The organism is Paenibacillus sp. EC2-1, assembly GCF_049311625.1.
Taxonomy (GTDB): Bacteria; Bacillota; Bacilli; order Paenibacillales; family Paenibacillaceae; genus Paenibacillus_AQ.
This window is the reverse complement of sequence record NZ_CP186006.1, coordinates 2,774,449-2,798,148: the sequence shown is the minus strand read 5'-3', so window position 1 is coordinate 2,798,148 and position 23,700 is coordinate 2,774,449. Positions and strand designations below refer to the sequence as shown.

The following is a 23,700-nucleotide window of genomic DNA, read 5'->3' as shown; positions in this document are numbered from 1 at the left end:
ATGTTCAGTATAAGGAGGAGGAGAAGCGCTATGACCGATGTAAAAGACATCTACGAAGAGCAGTTAGACGCTTTTCTGATCTGGATGAAGGATGCGGGGTATACCATGTATACACAGAAGTCCTATTTGAGTGATGTATATGAATTTTTGGAGTCGCTGAAAGGGAAGACGATGGAACAAGTCAAGAAGCTTCATGTGATATCTTACTTGTCATCTGTCCGAGAACGAGGAGTCAGTGATGCTACAAGAAATCGCAAGCATGCAGCGGTGAACTGCTTTTTCAAAGCATTGATTGAATTAGAATTGACGACACAAAACCCTGCAGCTGGTGTGAAAAAATCAAAAACGGATTCGAATAGGGCCCCATCTTTTCTAAATGAACAAGAATTAATGCGTTTCTTCGAGTCTGTACAAGGTAAATATCGCACACGAAACATTGCGATATTTCTACTTATGGCATATATGGGGCTTCGTATAGGTGAAGTACATGCTCTTAACTTATCTGATTTCAATGCAGAGCATAAGACGCTTAATGTATTCGGTAAGGGAAGGAAATGGCGCACACTTCCAGTGCCTGAGTCGGTTAGTCTTATGCTGGAGCAGGCAATTTCGGAAAGAATTGACCCCTGGCGAGCTAAAGAGGAAGCGATGTTCACGTCACAGAAGGGAAGAAGATTATCTATCCGTTGTATACAACAGATTGCTTCGGAAACCTTTGAACGATTTCAGGCGGAAGTGCCTGAACAGCAGAGATTGTCATACTCTAGCCATAAGCTAAGACACTCCTTTGCAACGATGTTGCTTCGTAAGGGTGCTGATCTAAGAACCGTTCAGGAATTACTTGGACACTCATCCATACAGACAACAACGATCTATACCCATGTGACAAGCCGTGAAAAAGAAGAGGCTATCGCTCGTTTAAATATTCAGCTTCCAACGGGAATTGGGTAACATATAATATATTATGTAAACTATATTATTTAGCATTATACATATCCTTCTAAGAACATGCTAAATGCAGTTGCCATTTAATTCGTGATGTTAATAATTAATGACATTAATTAAATATCATTAACAAAGAACGTCCGATTCGCTCATGTATCCATGAGTCATCAGACGTTCTTTTTGTTATGCTATCCTCTAAGGTTTGCAATTTCGACTTTCATTTTTTCAGCTGATTCTTGGAACATTTGTGTCTCTGTTTGTGTGAGTTCAATGTCGAGAACTTGTCTTACACCTGTCCGATCAACAACACATGGCACACCGAGGTACACATCGGATACTCCACAGTAATCTTGAAGTAAAGTGGAGACTGTAAGTACTGCACCTTCATTTTGCATAATAGCTGTTACGATCCGATCGAGTGCTAGTGCGATAGCATAGAATGTAGCACCTTTTGCATTAATAATTTCGTATGCTGCATTTATTGTATTGGAACTGATCTCTTTCTTGTCCTCTTCACTCATCTCTAAATCTACCCCAGCAACGTGTGCAAGGCTCCACACCGGTACCTCAGAATCACCATGTTCCCCGATTACATTGGCATGGATACTACGTGGGTCAATATTTTTGTTCTTACCAATCAAATAACGGAAACGTGCGCTATCCAGCAGTGTACCCGAGCCAATAACTCTGTTAACTGGGAAACCACTTACTTTTTGTGTTATATAGGCAAGGATATCTACTGGATTCGTGGCAATCAGAAGAATGCCTTCTTTATTATATTTCGTGATATTTTGTACGATATCATTAAAAATTGCTGCATTTTTCTTCAAGAGATCAATACGGGTTTCGCCAGGTTTCTGTGAAGCTCCCGCTGTTACGATAATGATATCTGCACCTGTGCAGTCAGAATAATCTCCAGCCCAAACTTTAACTCCACCAATAAATGGTAGTCCGTGATTCATATCTAGCGCTTCACCCACGGCTTTATCATGGTTAACATCAATCAGAACAATCTCCGATACACGCTTACGAAGCAACAGTGTATAAGCTGTTGTTGTTCCTACTGCACCGGTTCCGACGATGACGATACGGCTTGGTTTAAAAGTAGCAGAACTCATTCAAATCATCTCCTTCTCCTAAATACTTTGGTTTATATGGAAAATGCTGTACGCATACCATTACCCATTATAGGGGTAAATCATCAAAATAGGTATTGTTTACATGATTTTGATCACAAAAACTATAGAATACACTCTGATTATTTTACAATTTTGTCAAATCTGAAGTTTCGTAAGGCTAACTTATATGAATGTCTCCTTCTTGAAGACAAAGTACGGTACTAAGGTCATCGATCTCCAATATACGCAACTTGTTAATCTTGCTGATGATTTGCTTCATCTTTTATTTCTTCTCGGAAGCTAGAAATACTGTTCTTACGTCTGTTATTCTTCTGCAAAATTTGTTCTTTCTCCGAAGATGAGATTTCATCACTGTATTCATTGAGATAATTCTCAGCTTCACGGTAATTTTCAATGGTATCTTGTACGGCATTTTGCAAGTGAGCAACATTATCTTTACGATTGTCCGGTTTTGACATGAATTTCACCTCCAAGAGCCTGATCTTTTTGCTTGCTATAATTGCATATAGTGAAGTTTCCCTAAATAGGCTTTACCTTATGCATTTACTAAACATTTGTTAAAAAATAGTAAAAAAGATACAGTTTTGTTATCAAACTGCAAAGGTTCAGTTCTATACTCATACGAGTGGTATGATATAATGACCGAAAAAGCGACAAGAATACGCTTGATGAATACGAAGGAGGATGTTGTTTGAGATTACGCAATCATTCGTATAGTCTTAGCATGAGTATGCTATTCATATTCATATTTATGATTACTGCTTGTTCTTCTACACCGACACAGACGGTGATACAACAGAGCCCAGTAGAGACTGATAACGAATCTGTTGAAGATGGACAGGTCTTAACGGTTATAACCGATGAAACCTCAAATAGTGACACTAAGGAAAAAAGTAAGTATCAAATTCAGACTAGACTAACTGACTTTCATATGTTGAGTGAATCAGAAGGAATAGCTTGGGGATTGACAAAAACATCATTGCGACTTTATCTTACAGAGGATTATGGAGAGACGTGGGTTAATATTTCGCCATCTTCCAACATTAATTTTGTAGATAAGCTTGTGTATGGAAAAGATATCGTGTTTACGGACAAAGATCATGGTTGGATCGTTCGTAATGCTCAAGGAAATATGGAGACCATTCTGATGAATACAACCAATGGCGGGAAAGAGTGGAAGTTATCTTCGCTCCCGGGGGTTAGAGAAGTGACTGCTCTATCATTTACTTCGGCTGTGCGTGGATGGGTCATGTCAGCTGGAGAGGAGTCACCTGGATTTCAGGAAAAATCCTTATTCAGAACGATAGATAATGGGGGGAATTGGAATACGATAATGCAGAATTCTGATTACCCTGCATCACGGATTCCAGCTACGGTTATACCACGAACAGGTCACTTAATGGGTATGTCATTTGCTAATTCTTATACGGGACTAGCTACTGTTCAAGAGATGAAGGGGTCAAAACTCTATGTAACTAGAGATGGAGGTACGAAGTGGAATGCTTCGAATGCCGTATTCCAAGAAGGTCAATTAAGTAATTATGTCTCTTACATACCAGGTACACCACAATTCCTCGGGAGAACTAATGATGTATGGATTCCTGTAACCAGCACAGATCAAAATCAGAAGACAGTGTACCTTGGGTATTTTTCTTCGGATAGTGGGGTTTCATGGGAACTTGTGCCTTTCCTTTTAAAGCCAGAATCAAGTGAAAGAACAATCAGTCCCATCTTTAGAAATCTTCAAGAAGGTTGGAGTGTCATAAACGGTATTGTGTATCACACGAAGAACATGGGAAAGACTTGGAATGCATTTCCTAAGGATCCTGAATTGACAGAGCATCTAGTTGATTTGCCCAATATATCAAAATTGCAATTTGCTTCAACTGATGTAGGTTGGATGTTGGTAGAATCTTCTGACGGTAAACGCTCAAGACTTCTTCAAACTTTAGATGGCGGTAAGAACTGGAGAGTTAGATGACAAATACGAAAGCCTTGTTTTCATGCGATTAAGCAGGAGACAAGGTTTTTTATATCTTCACAACTTATTTCAATACATGTCATATGTAATTTAAAAAATCACAATTTTGATTTTGTTCACAAAGTTGTGAAAATAATCACAAACTATAGTGGTTTTTCATGCTATTATAAAAGTGTAAAGAAGAGATACACCAAACAGGTAAAACAAAATAGGAGTGATTGAGATGAAATTCGAAACCGATATGATGACTGTCAACCTGCTTCGCTTGTGCTACAACTGTGATGATGCACACCTATGTGAAACCGAAGAAAAATGTAGAGCTTGCTGGACAGAACAAGGTTTACTACCTATGGAGAATGAGGAAGATGAAGGACTTCGTGAAACAAAGGAACTTCTGCAACTGATACATGCTTAGGGAAAGTGTAAGAAGACAATTGAAGGAAAAGAGTCAACTTTTGACTTAAAGCTGATGGTTTGTAGCGATACAGATCATCAGCTTTTTGTTTTGTTTACCCTTGTCCAACAACAAACGAGTTATTTTTCCGATTCTTGAGTTAAAGTTGTCTTCCTCTCCGCATATAAATGAATCAAGAGAAAGGATCCATGGAACCAGTTCGGTGAAAAACGGAAGGGGGAGGCGTATGGGATCGGATTCAGTTTGGATGTTCGATTTTTTCGGGAGTGTGATGCCTGTTGTGTTTGTAGTAGTTCTTGGTATTATTCTGCTCTCTGCCAGTAAAGGCATCATGCAATGGAACCGTAATAACAAGCAACCACTGTTAACCGTAGATTCTCGTATCGTCAGTAAAAGAAGCGAGGTTACACATAGCCATCAGCCAGATGATAACATATCCAGCCGTACCCGGACTTCATATTACCTGACCTTTGAAGTGGAAAGCGGAGATCGAATGGAGTTTTTAGTGAATGGGAATGAGTTTGGCATTTGTGCAGAGGGTGATGAGGGAAGGTTGTCTTTTCAAGGAACCCGTTACTATAAATTCGAGCGGTATCCTCGTCAATATCAAGAACCCGTACGAGGATATGAAGTGCATAAGTGAACATACTTGGGACTGCTCCCACCTTGTTATATAATCAATATTATCAAGGAGGGGGCAGTCCATGAAATTTCAAGATATGACAGTCGTTATTACCGGTGCTTCACAGGGGATAGGACTTGGATTAGCACGTGCTTATGCATCCGAAGGCGCTAAGGTGATAATCAGTGACTATTTAGAAGAACAAGGCCGTGAAGTAGAACGTAGCCTGCTTGAGGATGGCTACTCCGCATGGTTTACAACTTGTGATGTTCGGCAAGAAGAAGATGTTGTCAACCTAATGAAATTTGCTCTTGATCAGACGGGTGCAATCCATATCGTAGTTAACAATGCAGGTGTATCACGTTTCAAATCACTTTACGAATTGACAGTAGATGAATGGGATGATGTATTAAATACGAACGCTCGTAGCTGTTTTCTTGTATCTCGTGAAGCAGCCAAACACATGAAGACCCGTGGAAAAGGCGGCTCTATTGTGAACATATCTTCTACGCGTTCTATCCAGTCTGAACCTCACTCTGAAGCGTATGCCGCTTCGAAAGGTGCGATTGTTTCCTTAACTCATGCGTTAGCAGTTAGTCTGGGAGCCGATGGAATCAGAGTCAATTGTATCAGTCCAGGTTGGATCGAGACCGGTGATTATGAAGCTTTAAGCGATCAGGATCATGTTCAACATCCATCAGGGCGAGTAGGTAGACCTGAAGATATTGCTCGTGCTTGTTTTTATTTAACAGACCCGGAGAATACTTTTGTTACTGGATCCCATTTGGTTGTAGATGGAGGCATGACAAAAAAGATGATCTATGAAGAATAACTATAATTAATATTATTAATTATTAATGAGATTATTAATAGAATTTGTTACAAATTGATGCTTCTTAGAAGATGAGAAACTTCAGTTGGGAGTTTTTCAATCGAGCAAGAGGTATCTTTAACCATTATAAGTTTACATAACATTTAATATGTTAACAATAATCCTTATATATCCGATGTGTTTTTAATTATTCACAAATTACACATAGTATTGCTTCGTTCTCTTTGTTATCATGAGGATGGTTAAAAATTAAGATATTTCTAGTCGAAGAAGGAGGATTCACCCTTGAAAATGTTTAAACCCCTGATTATGTTTCTCGCCATGCTCCTTGTGTTTGCGTTCCCAGCAGGTACTTGGGCACATTCGAAACTTCAATCAAGCATTCCCGCGGCCAATTCAACTGAAACTGAAGCCGTTCAGCAACTTAGTTTATCGTTTAATGAGAAGATTGATTCAACGCTAAGTACGTTGACGATCACTAACGATAAAGGTGAGAAGATAGATGCTACTGAAGTGAAGATTGAGAACAGTGAAATGAAAGCAACTTTAGGAAGTCCCCTAGAATCAGGCTCCTATACGGTAGAATGGAAGATTGTTGGTCTTGACGGTCATCCAGTGAAAGGCAATTATGCATTTCAAGTTGATGCACCCGTAACAACTCCTGAAGCAGATCAAGATAGCCCTGTTGAGAATCCTGGAGATAATGGAGAGAATAGCAACACAGCTGTTGACGAACCAACGGATTCGAACCAAGAGCAGCCAAGCGACACTTCTAATGACTCTGAACAACAGCCAGCAGATACAGACAATACTCCTGCCGAGCAGTCACAAGCTTCAACGGATGCGACAGAGTCCGGTTCTGGAACTACACTGTGGGTTGTACTGATTGTCGCCTTAGTAGCGATCGGAGGGTTCTTCGCCCTTAAACAATCCCGGAAAAGACGGTAATCGATGTATTGGATTAGTGAACCACTACTCTATTTAGGATATGCGATTCTTGCGGGGATTACCGTCCTTTCTTTCGTACCTGATAGCAAGAAACCAAGCATTAGATACCCTGTCTGGATCGGTCCAGCTGCAGCTATAATTGTTGCTATATGTGCTTTCATTCCGATTTTTCAAATCATCATGTTCTTTAAAGATGATGTAGGATTCGCTCAATCGTTTAAAGCAGTCATGTTCTCCTTTAGTGAAGGTGAGAAATATGCATGGGTTGCGGTATTATCCCTGCTCATGGCTGTACTAACTGTAATTCATCATCGAAGACCTACCACTAAAATGCGTTGGTTGATGCCCATCAGCTTATTAGGGATCTCCTTTGCGATGTCTTCATTTAATCACGCAGCTTCTTTGTTCGGATTTAAGGGAGAACTTGCTTTCTTCGGACATTTCACAGCAATGGCGGTATGGACAGGAACACTGCTTATGGTTGGCTTTTTTAACAAAGGAACAACAGGATGGGGAGCTTTTCTAAGATGGTTCCATCCCACTGCTATCATTTGTGTTCTAATTGTAATTGGTTCTGGTTTGTATCTAATGAGTGGTGTTACACCTGATTTAATAAATAGTTGGGTTGTCCCGTATGGTCAAGCACTTCTTGTTAAGCACATCCTGATTATTCCGCTTCTGGTATTCGGATTTATTAACGGAAGTCTGATGAAGAGAAAACTGGAACGTCAGCCAGACTTTAACCCCGCGATATGGACTAGAACTGAAGGAGTAATCTTAGGATTAATCTATATCGTGACTGGGTTTATGAATCAGCAACCTGCTCCACATGATGTAACTGTGGCCTTAACCGGAGCAGATGCAGCTGAGCCTTTCAGATGGTTCCATCAAGAATACACGGGTATGCCTCTGGCATTTGAATGGAGTGTAATTGGAATACTACTCTTCTTGGTTGGAGCAGCACTATGTTCTGCAATGATTGTTTTATTTAGACGTAGTAAAGGTGCAAGTGTAGTTCTGTTATGTGGACTTGGTGCAGTGGCAGCTATTTATGCCGGAGTCATGTTCTCATTCCAATAAAACCTTACTCATGAAAAAACATCCCAAAGATCTGAGATCTTTTGGGATGTTTTTTTGTATCAACCTGTTACTTTACAGTTTTGTTATATACTTCGATTTTTGAAGTGATCTCTTTCGCAGCCTGATCCAGCGCTTCTTGTGCCGACTTCTTACCGTTCAATACTTCCTCAATAGCGGTCTCTGTAATTTGACGTGCTTCTGGGAATACACCCATAACTGCACCTTGCGTTGCTTGATTCGGCTCTGTCTGGTGGAGCTGATCCACTGCTGTCTGAAATTGAGGGTATTTCTCCAAATTTTCTTTCACTATTGATTCTTCATATGCTTTGGTAGTCACCGGGAAGTAGCCTGTATTCACATGCCAGTAAGCTTGTGTCTTCGGCTCAGCAAGGTATTTCATGAATTCCCAAGCCCCTTGTTGTTCAGCTTCCGACTTGTTGTTAAGCATCCATAGGCTGGCTCCTCCGATAATAACGCCACCTTTGCCGCCATCAGAAGGTTTTGGTAAGAAAGCAGTACCTACTTCAAATTTCCCCTCAGAAGCGCTGACAATACCTCGTAGGGAGGCTGTAGAGTCAAGCATCATGGCGATCTGACCAGCCGCAAATGCTTTTTTTGTATCATCTGTTTTTCGTCCTAGATTGAGTAAGGATTTATTGTCTAGCATTCCTTTCCACCACTCCAGTGTCTTCACACCTGCTTCCATATTCACTTGAGAAGCTGTAGATAGAGCACTGCGGCCATTCCCATGATTGAGAAGCTCAGCGCCTTGATTAGCAAAAAACTGTTCCATAAACCATCCATAAATCGCAAAAGAAGCACCAGTCTGTCCATCTTTTGTCAACTTTTTCGCTGCTTCAGCCACTTCTTCATAAGTTTTAGGCGGGTTTTCTGGATCTAGACCTGCTGCTATAAAAGCATCTTTATTGTAATAAAGAATAGGATTTGAGGAGTTAAATGGCATTGAATACAGCTTATCATCGAATGTGTAGTAATTCTTAATATTGGGTTCCAATGCGGATAGGTCATATTGTTCAGCATCAATAAAATCTTGAACGGGCTTAATTGCTTTCGTATCCATCATGAAACGGCTCCCGATTTCATAGACCTGAATCATGGCCGGACCACTATCAGACCCGAGAGAAGCTTTGAGTTTGTTTAAACTTTCATCATATGTCCCTTGGAACACGCCTTCGACCTGAATCTCGGGATGCTCAGCATTAAAGTCTGATACTAACTTGTCGGCGACAGTTCCCAGTTCCCCGCTCATTGAGTGCCACCACACTACTTTAACTGGTTCTTTAGGAGTGGATGGAGCTGAAGGGTCAGCGGCTACAGGTTCAGGAGCATTAGATAAGGTTTTACTTCCACAAGCTGAGGATAGAATCATCATGCAAGCGAGCAGCATCAAGGTGAAGGATCTTTTTCCAATACGTTTCATGATCGGTTAATCTCTCCCTTTTAATATATAGTATGTATCTATATCAAAATTGCGGAATAAACCCGCAAAAGTGATTGTTCTAAAAAACGATCGAACCATCGTACCATTAACCTTTCAATGCTCCTGCGGTTATCCCACGAACCAAAGGTTTAAGTCCTAGAGCGAGTAGTAGAAGAGAAGGTATAAGAAGTAATAATACCCCTGCAAGTATGAGGTTCCACGAATTCATTTCTTCAAACTGAAGCATGCCAATACCGATTTGAACGGTTCGCATATCCTCTCGATTGGTTGTCAAAAGCGGCCATAAGTACATATTCCAGTTGTTTAGGAACGAATATACGCCAAGGGTAGCCACGCCTGGCAAGGATAATGGCATAACCATTTTGATAAACATTCTTAAATGTCCACAGCCATCCACTTTTGCTGCTTCAAAGAGCTCTTTAGGGAGCTGCATAAAGTACTGTCTTAGTAAAAAGGTTCCGAATGCTGTAGCGAGAAACGGCACGATGAGTCCTGGATAAGAATCGAGCCAGTTAAGGCTTTTAATTGTTAAGTAATTCGGAATCATAATTACTTCCCATGGAACCATCATTGTCGCTAGAAACAAGCTGAATAATAGTGTTTTACCTGGGAATCTAAGAAAAGCAAAGGCATATGCAGCGAGACTGGCAGTCATAATCTGCCCGAACATAATGGACATGGAAACGATCATACTGTTGTTAATGAAACGAAGAACAGGAATCGTATCGATAACTTTTATAAAATTCGTCAGGTTTAAGGAAGAAGGAAGTAAGGGTGGTGGATAGACTGCTGATTCTGCCTCGCTCATCATGGAGTTAGATAGGGTGTACAGCAGAGGAAATGAGACAAGAACAGCGCAAATCAATAATGAGATGTAAATGCAGCTTCTGGGAAAGAGACGAATCTTCACCCGTAATGCACCTTCTTTTCAACGAATTTGAATTGTACGATGGTGAGCAGAAGAATGATAGCAAACAGGATTAATGCCTGTGCGCTCCCGATGCCGAAGCGAAAGTTAATAAATGCATCTTGATAAATGTTATAGACCATCACATTCGTGGTGTTCATGGGGCCGCCTTTAGTCAGAATATTAATTTGGCCGAATGCTTGAAAAGCCCCAATGATGGATACTACGAAGGTGAAGAATAGTGTTGGGGAGATTAGTGGCATTGTTATTTGTACAAAGGTTCGTAGTGGTCTTGAGCCATCTATTCTTGCGCTGTCATAAATATCATCCGAGACACCTTGCATTCCACTAAGCATCAGAATGTAATTGAAACCAAGATTCATCCATATGGTCATCAGTGAAACGGATAGCATAGCCCACTTGGGATCCGTTAACCACTGAATTGGATCCAGTCCAACGAACTGCATGAAATAGTTGAGTATACCTAAAGTGGGGTGATACATAATCATCCAAATCATCGATCCGGTACCTACAGAAACAGCCATGGGTAAGGAGAAGATAAATCGGAATAGTTTCATTCCCTTCAAATGATTATGGGTTAACGCAGCCAGCAATAGGGCTACTGCGATACCAACGGGCACCGTAAGAACGATAAATATCACGGTGTTCATAAAGCTCGTATAGAACTTCTCGGATAGGAGAATTTCTTTGAAGTTATCCATTCCAACGTACTCGGCTACACGACCTTGTGGATCAGTTAGGAACAGACTAAGATAAACGGACTTTAGGAGCGGGTAGAACAGAAATACACCGAACAGAAACAGCGAAGGAGCTAACAATACATACGCCAACATCATTTCTTTACGCCTCGTCTGTATCATGGATTTATCCATACCTCACTTTCAACTTGACCTTACAAAGCCTAGTATAGATTGCTCATGTTAAGTTGAATGGTTGGTTATGTAAGTTCAGCGTAATTTATCGAAATTAATTAACGTATTGTCACCACCCTAGGCAGATGCACATAAGATACATGGTGAACACAAGGAAGGAAGGAGGAGGGGACTGTGGCCGTTATCAAGGCGAATTCATCTGATGTTGACTTATTAGCCCGATTGATGCGTGCTGAGGCTGAGGGTGAAGGTGAGCAAGGCATGATGATGGTTGGAAATGTCGGCGTGAACCGGATCTTAGCGAACTGCCTAGACTTCAAAAATATCCGGAACATGAATGACATGGTGTACCAAAATCCTGGAGGATTTGAAGCGACGCAGAAGGGCTATTTTTATCAGAGAGCGCGCGATCGGGATCGAAGATTAGCTCAGCGAGCCATAAATGGGGAACGCACCTGGCCTGCGAATTATGCATTGTGGTTCTTTAGACCGGAAGGAGATTGTCCACCAACTTGGTATAACCAAGAAAACACCGGTCGGTACAAAGCCCACTGCTTTTTCCAACCTACTTATGATGATTGTCCGAATGTATACAGATAGCTTTTGGTTTATTAAAGGAGGATATTACTTATGAATAACGGAATGACACCTGTGAACTATACGATTGGAAATGGATACCCTGGACTTCAACAGCAGAACTTTCAACAGGGATTCTCGCAGCAGCAACAAGGATTTCAGCAACCAAGCAACACTCAGGGAGGATGCCAGCAACGCGGGACTGGAGGCTATACAGGTAACGTACCACCTCAGGTAATGAGTGGCGCAGCAATGACACCAGGAGGCACCGTTGTTCCGACTCCACCTCAGTTTGAGCAATCCTATGTTGAAAATATCCTTCGTTTGAACCTTGGTAAAGTAGGAACCTTCTATATGACTTACGAGAACAACTCGCAGTGGAATGCAAAAGTGTTCAAAGGCGTACTGGAAGCGGCTGGCCGTGATCATATCATTATTAGTGAGCCTCAAACTGGACGCAGAATTCTTCTGCTCATGGTAAATCTTGATTATGTAGTCTTCGATGAGCCGTTGAAATACCAATACCCTGGAGTAGTTGGCAATCCACCACAGACTGGAAGATAATAAATATATAAAGCCGTACATCCTAACATAGGATGTACGGCTTTTTGAATACTGTTGTTACTTCTTCACTTTTTCTTTCACGGGATCTAATTGCAATGCAATCATCATCTTACGGAAGACTTCCGTATTGTCCATATAGCCATTGAAGAGGGAGGCTCCAGCGCCGGACGCGTTTATCGGCACATCATCAAACGTGTGAACCTCTTGTCCCTCATCATGGGGTAAGTTTCCATTATAATGAATTCCATCCGAATCTTTATCAGGATTCGCAATGTACCAAGATTTATCCGTAACTGTAGGGTCTTGAATGGTCGGACTGATCGGTTTTGGATTCGTTAGATAGTTCTCGTTGTAATCTGGGTGATTGCCCCAGCCAATAGCGAGTTTCCAGTCTGTATCGGGATGATCTGGAAAGCCATCTCCATTCTTATCCGTATAGGTAGGGAATTTGGAGTCTGCATACGTACCAATGAACTCACGAAGCTCATCTCCTGTTTTACCAGCAGACTCTTTCACTGAGAAAGTTCCATTTAACGTCATGGAATGACCGTGATCAGCTGTAACGATTACAAGTGTATCAGGATGTTTACGCACATATTCTTTAACAAGACCTACCGTTTGGTCAAACTCGATTGTATCCCAGAGGAAACGTTCCATATCCATCGTATGTGCTTGTTTATCAATGGAAGCACCTTCAACCATCAGGAAAAATCCGTTTTTGTTCTTGTCTAGAATACTTATTGCTTTAGAAGTCATCTCCATAAGTGTAGGCTGATCCTTATATTCACCTACAATTGCTGGGTTGTTTGGTTTTGTGTATTCCCTGTCGAAATATACGTTCATATTCCCTGGCCGGAATAAACCTATTAGCTTACCATTTGTTTTTGCTTTTGTTAGCTCGGATGCGCTTGATACATAGGAATAACCTTCTTTTTTGTATGTATCAATCAGGTTGTTATTATCTTTACGTTTTCCACCTGATTGTTCGGGAAGAAACCACTCTCTACCACCTCCAAGCAGAACATCAGGGCTACGAGATGGATCTAAGTAAGATTTAGCAATGAATTCGGATTCATAACGAGAACGAGTATGACTTGCCATAGCGGCAGGAGTAGCATCGGTTATATCTGCTGTGGTCACTAGCCCTGTAGACATTCCACGCGTTCGCTTAACAAGTTCAATGATGTTTTCAACTTTTGGGTCATCTAACGGATCTGGGGTATTATCTGGATACACCCCCTCAGCATTCACTGCTGTTTTATGACCAGTCGCATACGCGGAGGCACTGTTAGCTGAATCGGTGACAATGGAATCCATCCCAGAAGTTGTAACCATACCGAATGAGTCCATTTTCTCCATTTCAAGCCATCCATTGAATTTGCCCTCATTTATTCCTTTTGAAATGACGCGTGCAGCTGTTCTGATATTAGCGCTCATACCATCGCCTACCATGAGAACGACATTCTTGGCTTTTTTCGTATCTCCGATCGCTTGATACACATCGTACTTGACCGCTTTAGAAATCATCTTGCCGTTATTCTTGCTTTTTACCTGAATGGAAACTTGTCCAGGGGTGTTGAATGCTATATCGCGTATCGTATATTCGGTACTATTCTTTGTGGTGTGAGTCAGAACAGGTTTCTTACCAAAATATGTTGTGGCATCCTTCCCGTTAACAAGCACTTGGAGTGCTTCTGTTGTTGTAGAGAGGCCTGTGATTTCTACTCTAAAGTCTAGTTGTTGTCCCGCCAATACGGTAGCACGATCAATAGGTAGAATTGTAATTACCGGAGCAGCGGCTGTCTGTTTTGCACCAATTCCATCTGCGAAAGCGGCGGTAGGGGCCGTCCCACCTAGTGCAGTTATGAGGGCAAGCAAGAGAGCGGTCATTCGTGTTGAACCATTCTTCATGATACTAATCCTCCTCAATAATATGTATTTGAGAACTAGTATGAGGGGTGAACATTAAGAGGGCATCAAATCGGTGTAAACGAGTGTTAAATGATGATATTCAAAAAACAGCATGTAACATCACGGTTTTATGTCATATCAGAGCGTTTGACTGTGTATCGTATAACTATATAATTACTTATATAGCTTGATTACGTTAAAAAAGAAAAGGAGATGAGACCATTGGGGAATTGATGCGTGTCCTAAATACGTTATTATGCATAATGGCTCCACACATTTTTGATAACCGAAGGAGGTGTTCCTATTCGTCTTAGTGTTTCTTACGGCGGATAGGAGATCGATTGAGTGACCCTTTACCGAGTTTTATTGGAATAACCTTGGTATTATTCTTAGTAGTTCTTAATGGCTTTTTTGTATCAGCGGAACTAGCCTTTGTTAAAGTTAGAGGAAGTCGGATTGATGTTCTTGCTGAAGAAGGAAACAAAAAGGCGAAGATTTCCCAGCAGATACTGCGGAATCTAGACAATTATTTATCCGCATGTCAGCTAGGGATTACGATTTCATCTCTTATACTTGGATGGATCGGAGAGCGTGCATTGGCTGCAATTATCGCTCCTTGGTTTCAAATGTTAGGTCTTAGTGACACCTTACTGCACGCCGTGTCCATTGTGATTGCATTTACACTGATCGCTGTAATGCATATTGTACTCGGTGAGCTTGCTCCCAAAACAGTTGCTGTTCGTAAAGCAGAATCGATTATGTTAATGTCGGCAAGGCCGATGAACGTATTTTATAAATTAATGTATCCGGTAATCTGGTTCGTAAATGGTTTATCTAATGGTCTACTACGTACATTCCGAATGACGCCTGTCGTAGAGCGGGGAAGTGCTCATACGGAAGAAGAAATCCGAGATCTCATGAAGGAGAGCAGTGAGATTGGTTTAATCAATGATACCGAACTGACCTTGGTAGATAATATATTTGAATTTGCGGATACAACAGCGAGAGAGATCATGATTCCGCGTACGGATATGATCTGTCTTTACACCAATCTGTCTATGGAGGAAAATCTCGAAATAGCTCATGAAGGCATGAGAACTCGATATCCAATCTGTGATGAGGATAAGGACCATATTATTGGTTTTATTCACATTAAGGATCTGATGCGTGGATATATTCGGGACCAATTATCACTTATTCGCCCCATTATTGCAGTTCCTGAATCCATGCAAATCAGTGAACTCTTAAAAAGAATGCAGCGTAGTAAGACCCAGATCGCAATTCTGATCGATGAATACGGCGGAACTTCTGGTCTGGTTACACTCGAAGACATTATGGAGGAGATCGTTGGGGAAATTCAGGATGAATTTGATGAGGAGCGGCAGGGTATTGAGATCGTGTCGGAGGATGAGTATTCTATTGATGGTTTGATGTTGATCGATGAAATTAATGACCAATTTGGTCTAGATGTGGATACAGAGGATTACGATACCATTGGTGGTTGGTTGTCTTCTCGATTGGAGGCCATCTTACCTCATCAAGGTCAATCCTATAATTATGGCGAATATTTGTTCGTGGTAGAAGAAACAGAGAATAAGAGAATATCACGTATACGTTTGTTAAGACAGGAAGAAATACAAGCAGAAGCCGGCGCTTAGATCCGGCGGAGTAATAGGCAGTGGCTTTCAGCCACTGTCTTTTTTGTGTTATACAAAAAATTCTATACATGACAGAAAAAGATGAAAAAGATGTAATTTTTTAGGAGATATATGATGTTAGTATATGGATGTTTACTAAAATATAAAGAAAACAGGTGAGGTAAATGTCCAAAATGAAAAAGCGTTCTCGAGTAATCACAGCTTTCTCAGCAAGTTTGTTACTTAGTTTAGCCATCGCAGGCGGAGCATCTGCTGATACATCAGCATCAGAGTTTGCACCAGGGGCAAAGACGTCTGCTCCTCCGGTAGAAATGAATATAAACACGATTAATCCACTCGCTACATATTTAAAGAATACAAGTTCTGATATCCGCAAGCTATCTTCAAGTAATGTTCAGATCACTGCGAATACAACAGCTACACAAACTGTAGATTCAGTTGGAGTTAACTTCACGTTTCAACGGTGGACAGGCTCCGTATGGATTGATATAGATAGCTATTCTGGTAGTTCATCCAATACAAGTGCCTACAATGGCTCTAGTAGCTTTACTGCAGTGTCGGGATACTATTATCGTTGTAGAACGATCCATTATGTTCGTAAAGGTTCTTCTTATGAAGAACAAGTCATGTTTACCCAATCTTTATTGATGGGTTAATCATCACATACATAGAAGAAGAGGGTGTACCCCATAGGGTGCACCCTCTTCTTTATGGTAAACTGTTAGCGATCTTCAACAGTTCCTTTTTGCTTAATTCACCATTAATGTGTATTAGTACAGTATTATAAGTGAATTGTAATGAATCAGCACTGCTTGGGCCCTTTGAATAAATTGCCTCAATTCCTGAATCCAGATACAATGTTTCAGCATTTGGAGAACTGAGGGTGCTCACAGAAACCTCACCTGTTTCCAGATCGGTATACTTTACGTCTAGAAGCTTTCCTTCTGAAGATACATACTGTACGATCATGTTATAAATCGGTGCAGTGTCATTCTCAGGAGCTACATAGACCTGACTGTATTGATATTCCTTTGGAAAGTATCCGAATTCTGTGTAGGGAAATGTAATCCTAGATAGGACTTCATCAAACGTGAAATCAAAGTCAGCAGACGAGCTACTCCACAATAGCTTCTCACCTAGATTATCTATTTTCTCGGACGTATCTGGTGGCGGATTGGTCTTCGGTATTGTGGTTTCTGTCGATGGTTTATTCTTACCGGATATAATCGTTACAATACCGTCGCCCCAGTCTTTGATCTGTTGATATATAGGAGTAACAGCTTGAGATACTGGTGTGGGAGAGAAGACGATAGCCCCCATGGCCATAGATGCTGCGATAATACCAGCATACTGAAATCTGCGCCAACGCTTTTTTTGTTTACTTCTCGCTGCAATCTGCTGCTTAACCTGAAGCCAGGATTCTCGTTTGGTGTCATGATTAACTGAAGAAGTGGTATTCGCAGCACGTTCAAAAGCCTCATCAAAAGCTTCGTTAAACCAATCATCATATTTTTCGTTGTTCATCCATAACACCCCACTCCCTATAGAGCATTTTCTTAACGGATTCCCTGGCTCGGAAGAGTCGCTGCTTCACAATGTCTTCCCTGGTGTCTAACAGTTCAGCGATTTCCTTGTAAGTTAACCCCTGTTTCCATCGAAATTCAATAAGCTGCCGATATTCTGGTTTCAGTTGCTCAAGATAGAACACAATTGATTCTTCCATCATTTTGGATTCAACTTGATGTTCTATATTGGTGGAAGAAACAACCAATTCCTCTTCACTAATAAAAACACCGTCAACATCGACTTGGTTACGGTATTTTTTATTTTTTCTTAAATAATTCATGGTTGTATTTTTGGAAACGACTCTTAGCCATGCTTTTAACTTGTTTTCGTTCTCAAAAGTAGGTTTATTCGTAATCACTTTAATGAATGATTCTTGAATGATATCCTCAACAGCAGTGTGGTCTCGGAGCACGTACATAATCTGTCCGTAAACCAAATCATAAAATTCGTAGTAAACCTCTTCCTGAAGGGGTTCACTTAAGTCATTAAAATCTGCTGCGAGGAGTAGTTGCAGTCGATTCGACATGCGAATATCTCCTCCTCGGTGTATCCTCTTCCGTATCCTTCCATCATTTTACCTCATTTTCAGCACGAAAGCCCAATATTTTCTAGTGATTAGGAAAATTTTAAGAGAGGAAGTTTATGGAGCATTTAAACTTGAATATAAAAAAGAGGTAACCGATGATTCGGTTACCTCTTCAGGTTACGATTGAAATGATTTACTTATGCCCAATTACCGTTCACGAAGATGGGTTCTTCTTGACCATCATGGGTGATGCCCGTAATATTAAGCTCTTTCGAGCCCATCATGAAATCAACGTGAGTAATACTTGCGTTCAGACCACTTTCAGCAAGCTGCTCAGATGTCATTGTTTTTCCACCCTCAAGGTTAAAGGCATATGCACTTCCGATTGCAAGGTGACATGAAGCATTCTCGTCAAACAATGTGGTGTAATATAGGATTCCACTCTCTGAAATAGGGGAGGCATAAGGGACTAATGCGACTTCTCCAAGATAATGAGACCCCTCATCCATTTCTATAAGCCGTGTGAGCGTATCCAAACCTTCTTCTGCGGTATAATGAACGATCCGCCCGTTCTCAAAAGTTATGGAGAAGTTATCAATGATGTTACCTCCATAACTTAGTGGCTTTGTGCTGCGAACCGTGCCGTTAACACCTGTCTTCAGCGGAGCTGTAAATACTTCTTCTGTAGGAATGTTAGCTACAAAACGGTCACCTTTTTCATTGAGGCTTCCAGCTTGCGCCCAAATATGTCCTTCAGGTAACTCAACCACTAAGTCCGTACCTTCTGACATAAAATGAAGCTTATGATATTTCTTACGGTTTAGTTCATCTGATTTTTGCTGAAGTTTCTCGATATGAGCTTCCCAGGCTGCAATTGGATCTTCCTGATCGGCACGTACTGCCTGGAATATAGCATCCCATAACAATTGAACTTGTTCTTCTTGAGGAGCATCGGGGAACACTTTAGCCGCCCAATCTGGTGAAGCAAAAGCGAGACCTGTCCAGCTCATTTTATCAGCTTGTTGATACTGACGATATTTCGCCATGGCAGAACCGAAGGTACGCTGATAATTGGAGATACGTTCGGGATGAACGCCTTTCATCAGGTCTGGGTTGGCTGAGAGGATGGTCATAAAAGCTGCTCCGTTCTCAGCAAGCTCAGTCATTTCATCAGCATAATACTTCGGTGGTTCAAGAAAGGATTCGTCCGAAGCTAAATCGTAACGGATCCGGTTTACTTGTTCATCACTATAATTGACTTTGACGTTCTTAGCACCCGCTTCATATGCCTTCTTCACTACAAGGCGCACAAGTTCTGCGGCTTCAATCATTGCGTTAACAACCAGCGTTTGATTAGGCTGTAGATTAACACCAACTTTCACTGCGAGTTCGGCATAACGATCTAGTTTTTGCTCAAAAGTAAGCATAGTGGTACCTCCATATCAACATGTAATATATATAATCGACCTCAGGTCAATAACAGGGTAGGAGAGGTCATAAGAATAATAAGTCACAGCACCCTAACTCCTTAGAGCTTCGGCGCTGTGACTTTAATTAAAATGCCCAGTTTCCGTTGCGGAATACAGGCTCTTCACGGCCATCTTCAGTAATGCCGTTAATATCCATATCAGCTGAACCGATCATGAAATCCACATGTGTCACACTCGTATTCAGGCCATTCTTCACAAGATCCTCTTGAGACATCTCTTTACCGCCTTCAAGGCAAAATGCATAAGCGCTTCCGATGGCTAAGTGGTTAGAGGCGTTCTCATCAAAAAGGGTATTGTAATATAAAATATTCGATTCCGAAATTGGAGATTGGTGAGGAACTAGTGCAACTTCACCTAAATAGCGAGCACCTTCATCCATATTAAGCAACCGTTCAAGTGTTTCATATCCTTGTTCAGCAGTGAAGCTGACCACACGACCGTTCTCAAATGTAAGCGAAAACTTATCTACAATATTGCCTGCATAGCTAAGTGGTTTCGTGCTGCTAACAGTTCCATTAACTCCGGTCTTAAGTGGAGCTGTAAACACTTCTTCTGTAGGCATATTAGCAACAAAGGAATGACCTTGTTCGTTAATGCTATCCCCTTGAGCCCATATATGACCTTTAGGAAGCTCGATCGTAAGATCGGTTCCTGGCGCTATGTAATGCAGTGCTTTATACTTCTTAGCATTCAGTACAGCAGATTTCTCGTCAAGCACTTTAAGATGCTCTTGCCAAGCTTCTACTGGATTATCTTGATCTACTCGAACGGTATGGAAGATAGCTTCCCATAACTTGTCCATCTGTTGATCTTCTGGAGCATCAGGGAAAACTTTAGCAGCCCAAGCAGGGGATGGAACGGCAATCAGACACCAGCTAAATTTGTCAGCTTGCTGATACGCACGATACTGCTTCATAGCTTCACCGCGTGTTTTATAGAAATTCGCAATTCGTTCTGGATCAATACCATTCAAGAGATCTGGATTCTCAGCAAGGACATGGAGGACCGCTGCTCCGTTCTCAACCAGTTCAACCATTTCTCCTGCAAACCATTTAGGCTTATCGGTAAATACATCGTCAGATGCCTTCTCATACTGAAGCCTTGTTAAGGTTTCATCGTTCCAGATCACTTTGACGAGGCGGGCACCCGCTTCGTACGCTTTAGTAGCGATCAAGCGGATAAAATCAGCGGATTCTACAGGTGCATGGACCACTAAAGTCTGGCCTTTCTGTACATTGACCCCTACTTTTACGGTCAATTCCGCATATTTGTCCAGAGATGATTTAAAGTTGGACATGTGGTACCCTCCAATTACATATTTATTTTAAAACATAACCACATTATACTAAATTGCACACAAGATGAAAAATTCTAATCGATCTGAACAAAAAATGATATACTGTGATCTGTGAACAACAGTGTTAAGCATGATTAAGGAGAGTGTACCCATGTCTAAGGTTACCGTTGAACGCGCAGGTATGCAGCGTGATGAAGAGAATAATTTTGTAGGCTACGCCGTGTTTTCCGTAGAAGGACAAACGACCGAATATGAAATCACATTTTTAAGCAAGAGAGGTAAGGATTGGGATTATAGTCTGAACTTCGCTGGAGAACCTGGACCAGAAGAGGAGTTCTTGAAAGTAGATGCGCTCATTGAAGCAGACGACGAGTTATTTGATGATTTACTGGATGCAGCCATTGATGCAGGTGGTTTTGAGTCATAATACGAAGCGCTGTTAATTGTATGGAGGCGTGAAACACAAACAAACCGTCCAACTCCTTATAGGAGTGGACGGTTTGTTCTGTGATTCAAGAGAGGTGAGATATCAGCCGATAATAATTCGGCCCTCAGGATGACGGTACAATTCTTTGTAACGTTTACGGTTCAAAGCATAAGCTAAAGTTAACGGTCCAAGTCGACCGAGGAACATAAGGATCGCTATGGTAACCTTGCCTGCTTCAGATAAATCTGTGGTGATTCCCATTGAAAGTCCAACAGTACAGAAAGCGGAAACAGCTTCAAACAGAATAGCTAGAAAGTCTTTAGACTCTGTAGCTGAGAGGAACATGGAGAAGCCGACCAATAGTAGCAGCGAAATAATCGTTAAAGTAACGGCGCGATAGACAATGGCTTCAGAGATACGGTTACGGAACAGCACAACATCACGTTTTCCTTTTATCATAGTAATTACTGATCCAACCAACACGGCAAAAGTGGTCACCTTGATTCCTCCACCCGTTGATCCGGGAGCTGCTCCGATAAACATGAGCATGATTAAGAAAAATTGAGTTGATTGCTGAAGCTCGCCGATATCCACGGTACTGATTCCTCCAGATCTAGATGTGATGGACTGGAAAAAGGAAGCCATGATCTTTTGCGGATAGGAGAGTGGTCCGAGTGTTGCCTGGTTGCTGAATTCAAGCATGAATAGCGCTATTGCCCCGATACCAATCAAGAGCGCGGACACGGTAAGGACAACCTTAGAGTGCAGTGATAACTTTCGACACTTGGGATATTCCATGACATCAAACATAACGATAAAACCGATACCACCAAGGAAAATAAGAAACATGTTGATGATATTGAGTACTGGGTCCGTGCCATATGCAACAAATCCAGTAAAAGGACCATGAATACTGCCGAGTAAATCAAATCCTGCATTATTGAATATCGAAACACTTTGAAATACGCCGAGATAGACAGCATCCGTTAACGGCATCTCTTTCCAAAAACGTAAGGTCAGTAGCAGCGCACCAATACCTTCAATGGTAAAGGCATAAATGAGAACACGCCGAATCAGGTCTACAATCCCTTGAATCTGGTACTGACCCATAGCTTCCTGAAGAATCATACGTTCACGAAGAGAGATTCTTCGGTTCAGCATGAGTGCAATCCAAGTTGCGGATGTCATAAAGCCGAGACCCCCAAGCTGGATGAGCATCAGAATAACAATCTGGCCAAATGTTGACCAGTGTGTTCCGGTATCCACCACGGTTAGGCCAGTAACGCTTATTGCGGATACTGCTGTGAAAAACGCATCAATGAACTTGGTATGTATGCCATGTTCGACTGAAATGGGGAGTTTTAATAATAAGGTGCCGATGAGTGCAATGGAAAGGAAGCCAATCGCTAGAAATTTCGGTGGACTCATCCGATTAGGTAGTTGTTTCTTCTTCATATCGCTGCAATTAATCTCCTTACAAAATAATAAGCATTCTCTAATAATACACGAAAGGTGAGAGATTTAACCATCATGAATCCACAAAAACCTCCAATTCCGGTCGCAATTCCACTTTTTATCGGCATTACTGCTATTTCATTCTCATCCATTTTTGTAAAATGGTCAGATGCACCGGTATCTATCCAAGCCATGTATAGACTTTTATTCACGATGCTGCTTATGCTTCCTTTTAGCTTAAGGTACATAAGAGATGTTCGCAAATTTACAGGAGCTGATGTATTTAAGCTTGTAGCTTCCGGAACTATGCTGGCTCTTCATTTTTTACTCTGGATGGGGTCATTGCAGTGGACCAGCGTAGCCAGCTCAACCATTATTTTGGCGTTGCAGCCTGTGTTTGTTATGATTGGCGCTTATTTCTTCTTTAAAGAGAAAACATCTTATTCAGCACTACTCGGGATGGGGATTGCGTTCCTTGGCGTATTTCTGCTCATTGGAAAAGGAGGAATGAGTGGAAGTCAATCGCATCTGACAGGGGACTTAATGTCGCTCTTTGGCACGATGGCTGTTGCTGTACATATGTTGCTCGGACAAATGCTGCTTCGCCGGATTCCATCCTTTATTTATAGTTGGTTCGTGTTTGCCTTTGCTGCATTGTTCTTGGCTCTCTATAATGGCATCTCAGGCATTCCCATGACAGGCTATCCGCTTCACGAATGGGGTATATTTGCTTTGCTCGCGATTGTACCTACGGTGTTTGGTCATCTGCTCTTTAATTGGTTGATGAAATACTCATCGGCCTCAACCGTATCCATGAGTGTGCTTGGGGAACCGGTAGGGGCAAGTTTACTCGCATTCTTGTTACTCCATGAATCTATGAATGGGTTACAAGCGGCTGGAGGAGGCCTTGTGCTCCTTGGACTGATATTATTCTTGAATGTTCGGTCATCGCGAAAAAGTGTTAAAGAACTAGAGCCAAAATAGAATGAGGTTTACTTACCTGTTA

24 protein-coding genes are annotated in these 23,700 nt (G+C 41.5%); 13 read left to right on the top strand and 11 right to left on the bottom strand.

Features of this window, described 5'->3' with window-relative positions:
• The first annotated feature begins 30 nt into the window (after nucleotides 1-30).
• Complete coding sequence (locus tag ACK8P5_RS13235; protein ID WP_422656746.1) at nucleotides 31-951, top strand: tyrosine-type recombinase/integrase; 921 nt, start codon at nucleotides 31-33, stop codon at nucleotides 949-951.
• A 182-nt stretch (nucleotides 952-1,133) separates the two neighbouring features.
• Here the strand turns inward: ACK8P5_RS13235 and ACK8P5_RS13230 are convergent, their stop codons facing one another.
• On the bottom strand, nucleotides 1,134-2,063 hold the full coding sequence (locus tag ACK8P5_RS13230; RefSeq protein WP_422656745.1) for an L-lactate dehydrogenase: 930 nt from the start codon (nucleotides 2,061-2,063) through the stop codon (nucleotides 1,134-1,136).
• A gap of 254 nt (nucleotides 2,064-2,317) precedes the next feature.
• Nucleotides 2,318-2,542, bottom strand: a complete 225-nt coding sequence (gene tlp, locus ACK8P5_RS13225; protein WP_422656744.1) for a small acid-soluble spore protein Tlp — start codon at nucleotides 2,540-2,542, stop codon at nucleotides 2,318-2,320.
• A gap of 233 nt (nucleotides 2,543-2,775) precedes the next feature.
• Here tlp and ACK8P5_RS13220 point away from each other — a divergent pair, with 233 nt between their 5' ends.
• The 6 genes from ACK8P5_RS13220 (at nucleotide 2,776) to ACK8P5_RS13195 (ending at nucleotide 7,962) form a co-directional block, all read left to right on the top strand.
• The gene (locus ACK8P5_RS13220; protein WP_422656743.1) at nucleotides 2,776-4,065 is read left to right on the top strand and encodes a WD40/YVTN/BNR-like repeat-containing protein; all 1,290 of its coding nucleotides are present in this window, start codon (nucleotides 2,776-2,778) and stop codon (nucleotides 4,063-4,065) included.
• 223 nt (nucleotides 4,066-4,288) lie between these two features.
• Nucleotides 4,289-4,480 carry a hypothetical protein gene (locus tag ACK8P5_RS13215; RefSeq protein ID WP_422656742.1) on the top strand — a complete coding sequence of 64 codons (192 nt, stop codon included), beginning with the start codon at nucleotides 4,289-4,291 and terminating at the stop codon, nucleotides 4,478-4,480.
• Nucleotides 4,481-4,706: 226 nt separating this feature from the next.
• Nucleotides 4,707-5,123 (top strand): DUF2500 domain-containing protein, encoded by a 417-nt coding sequence (locus ACK8P5_RS13210; protein WP_422656741.1) that lies wholly within the window; start codon nucleotides 4,707-4,709, stop codon nucleotides 5,121-5,123.
• A 61-nt stretch (nucleotides 5,124-5,184) separates the two neighbouring features.
• Nucleotides 5,185-5,934: an SDR family NAD(P)-dependent oxidoreductase gene (locus ACK8P5_RS13205; RefSeq protein WP_422656740.1), complete on the top strand. Its 750-nt coding sequence runs from the start codon at nucleotides 5,185-5,187 to the stop codon at nucleotides 5,932-5,934.
• A 291-nt stretch (nucleotides 5,935-6,225) separates the two neighbouring features.
• Nucleotides 6,226-6,882 (top strand): copper resistance protein CopC, encoded by a 657-nt coding sequence (locus ACK8P5_RS13200; protein ID WP_422661470.1) that lies wholly within the window; start codon nucleotides 6,226-6,228, stop codon nucleotides 6,880-6,882.
• A gap of 3 nt (nucleotides 6,883-6,885) precedes the next feature.
• Nucleotides 6,886-7,962 (top strand): copper resistance D family protein, encoded by a 1,077-nt coding sequence (locus ACK8P5_RS13195; RefSeq protein ID WP_422656739.1) that lies wholly within the window; start codon nucleotides 6,886-6,888, stop codon nucleotides 7,960-7,962.
• A 67-nt stretch (nucleotides 7,963-8,029) separates the two neighbouring features.
• Here the strand turns inward: ACK8P5_RS13195 and ACK8P5_RS13190 are convergent, their stop codons facing one another.
• From ACK8P5_RS13190 to ACK8P5_RS13180, 3 genes are all read right to left on the bottom strand, one after another.
• Complete coding sequence (locus tag ACK8P5_RS13190) at nucleotides 8,030-9,403, bottom strand: ABC transporter substrate-binding protein (RefSeq protein ID WP_422656738.1); 1,374 nt, start codon at nucleotides 9,401-9,403, stop codon at nucleotides 8,030-8,032.
• Nucleotides 9,404-9,509: 106 nt separating this feature from the next.
• Nucleotides 9,510-10,334, bottom strand: a complete 825-nt coding sequence (locus tag ACK8P5_RS13185; RefSeq protein WP_422656737.1) for a carbohydrate ABC transporter permease — start codon at nucleotides 10,332-10,334, stop codon at nucleotides 9,510-9,512.
• Nucleotides 10,331-11,224 (bottom strand): carbohydrate ABC transporter permease, encoded by an 894-nt coding sequence (locus ACK8P5_RS13180; RefSeq protein WP_422656736.1) that lies wholly within the window; start codon nucleotides 11,222-11,224, stop codon nucleotides 10,331-10,333. The genes ACK8P5_RS13185 and ACK8P5_RS13180 overlap by 4 nt, the downstream gene beginning before the upstream one ends.
• A gap of 174 nt (nucleotides 11,225-11,398) precedes the next feature.
• Between ACK8P5_RS13180 and ACK8P5_RS13175 the strand changes: the two genes are divergently transcribed.
• Together ACK8P5_RS13175 and gerQ are read left to right on the top strand one after the other, a co-directional pair.
• Nucleotides 11,399-11,824, top strand: a complete 426-nt coding sequence (locus ACK8P5_RS13175; protein ID WP_422656735.1) for a cell wall hydrolase — start codon at nucleotides 11,399-11,401, stop codon at nucleotides 11,822-11,824.
• A 30-nt stretch (nucleotides 11,825-11,854) separates the two neighbouring features.
• Nucleotides 11,855-12,364 carry a spore coat protein GerQ gene (gene gerQ / locus ACK8P5_RS13170; RefSeq protein WP_422656734.1) on the top strand — a complete coding sequence of 170 codons (510 nt, stop codon included), beginning with the start codon at nucleotides 11,855-11,857 and terminating at the stop codon, nucleotides 12,362-12,364.
• Nucleotides 12,365-12,421: 57 nt separating this feature from the next.
• Here gerQ and ACK8P5_RS13165 read toward each other — a convergent pair whose 3' ends face one another.
• Nucleotides 12,422-14,275 carry an alkaline phosphatase gene (locus tag ACK8P5_RS13165; RefSeq protein ID WP_422656733.1) on the bottom strand — a complete coding sequence of 618 codons (1,854 nt, stop codon included), beginning with the start codon at nucleotides 14,273-14,275 and terminating at the stop codon, nucleotides 12,422-12,424.
• Between the two features lie 341 nt (nucleotides 14,276-14,616).
• Between ACK8P5_RS13165 and ACK8P5_RS13160 the strand changes: the two genes are divergently transcribed.
• On the top strand, nucleotides 14,617-15,933 hold the full coding sequence (locus ACK8P5_RS13160) for a hemolysin family protein (RefSeq protein ID WP_422656732.1): 1,317 nt from the start codon (nucleotides 14,617-14,619) through the stop codon (nucleotides 15,931-15,933).
• Nucleotides 15,934-16,097: 164 nt separating this feature from the next.
• On the top strand, nucleotides 16,098-16,589 hold the full coding sequence (locus ACK8P5_RS13155; protein ID WP_422656731.1) for a hypothetical protein: 492 nt from the start codon (nucleotides 16,098-16,100) through the stop codon (nucleotides 16,587-16,589).
• A gap of 52 nt (nucleotides 16,590-16,641) precedes the next feature.
• Here ACK8P5_RS13155 and ACK8P5_RS13150 read toward each other — a convergent pair whose 3' ends face one another.
• The 4 genes from ACK8P5_RS13150 to ACK8P5_RS13135 form a co-directional block, all read right to left on the bottom strand.
• A complete protein-coding gene (locus ACK8P5_RS13150; RefSeq protein WP_422656730.1) occupies nucleotides 16,642-17,457 on the bottom strand; it encodes a DUF4367 domain-containing protein in 816 nt (271 codons plus the stop codon).
• Nucleotides 17,438-18,025: an RNA polymerase sigma factor gene (locus ACK8P5_RS13145; RefSeq protein WP_422656729.1), complete on the bottom strand. Its 588-nt coding sequence runs from the start codon at nucleotides 18,023-18,025 to the stop codon at nucleotides 17,438-17,440. Before ACK8P5_RS13145 ends, ACK8P5_RS13150 begins: the two co-directional genes overlap by 20 nt.
• A gap of 197 nt (nucleotides 18,026-18,222) precedes the next feature.
• Nucleotides 18,223-19,452 (bottom strand): aminopeptidase, encoded by a 1,230-nt coding sequence (locus ACK8P5_RS13140; RefSeq protein ID WP_422656728.1) that lies wholly within the window; start codon nucleotides 19,450-19,452, stop codon nucleotides 18,223-18,225.
• Nucleotides 19,453-19,579: 127 nt separating this feature from the next.
• On the bottom strand, nucleotides 19,580-20,812 hold the full coding sequence (locus ACK8P5_RS13135) for an aminopeptidase (RefSeq protein WP_422656727.1): 1,233 nt from the start codon (nucleotides 20,810-20,812) through the stop codon (nucleotides 19,580-19,582).
• A gap of 151 nt (nucleotides 20,813-20,963) precedes the next feature.
• Between ACK8P5_RS13135 and ACK8P5_RS13130 the strand changes: the two genes are divergently transcribed.
• Complete coding sequence (locus ACK8P5_RS13130) at nucleotides 20,964-21,239, top strand: hypothetical protein (RefSeq protein ID WP_422656726.1); 276 nt, start codon at nucleotides 20,964-20,966, stop codon at nucleotides 21,237-21,239.
• 102 nt (nucleotides 21,240-21,341) lie between these two features.
• On the opposite strand, the gene ACK8P5_RS13125 is transcribed toward ACK8P5_RS13130, so the two are convergent.
• Nucleotides 21,342-22,694 (bottom strand): TrkH family potassium uptake protein, encoded by a 1,353-nt coding sequence (locus ACK8P5_RS13125; RefSeq protein ID WP_422656725.1) that lies wholly within the window; start codon nucleotides 22,692-22,694, stop codon nucleotides 21,342-21,344.
• Between the two features lie 75 nt (nucleotides 22,695-22,769).
• Between ACK8P5_RS13125 and ACK8P5_RS13120 the strand changes: the two genes are divergently transcribed.
• The gene (locus ACK8P5_RS13120) at nucleotides 22,770-23,678 is read left to right on the top strand and encodes a DMT family transporter (RefSeq protein ID WP_422656724.1); all 909 of its coding nucleotides are present in this window, start codon (nucleotides 22,770-22,772) and stop codon (nucleotides 23,676-23,678) included.
• Nucleotides 23,679-23,700: the final 22 nt, after the last annotated feature.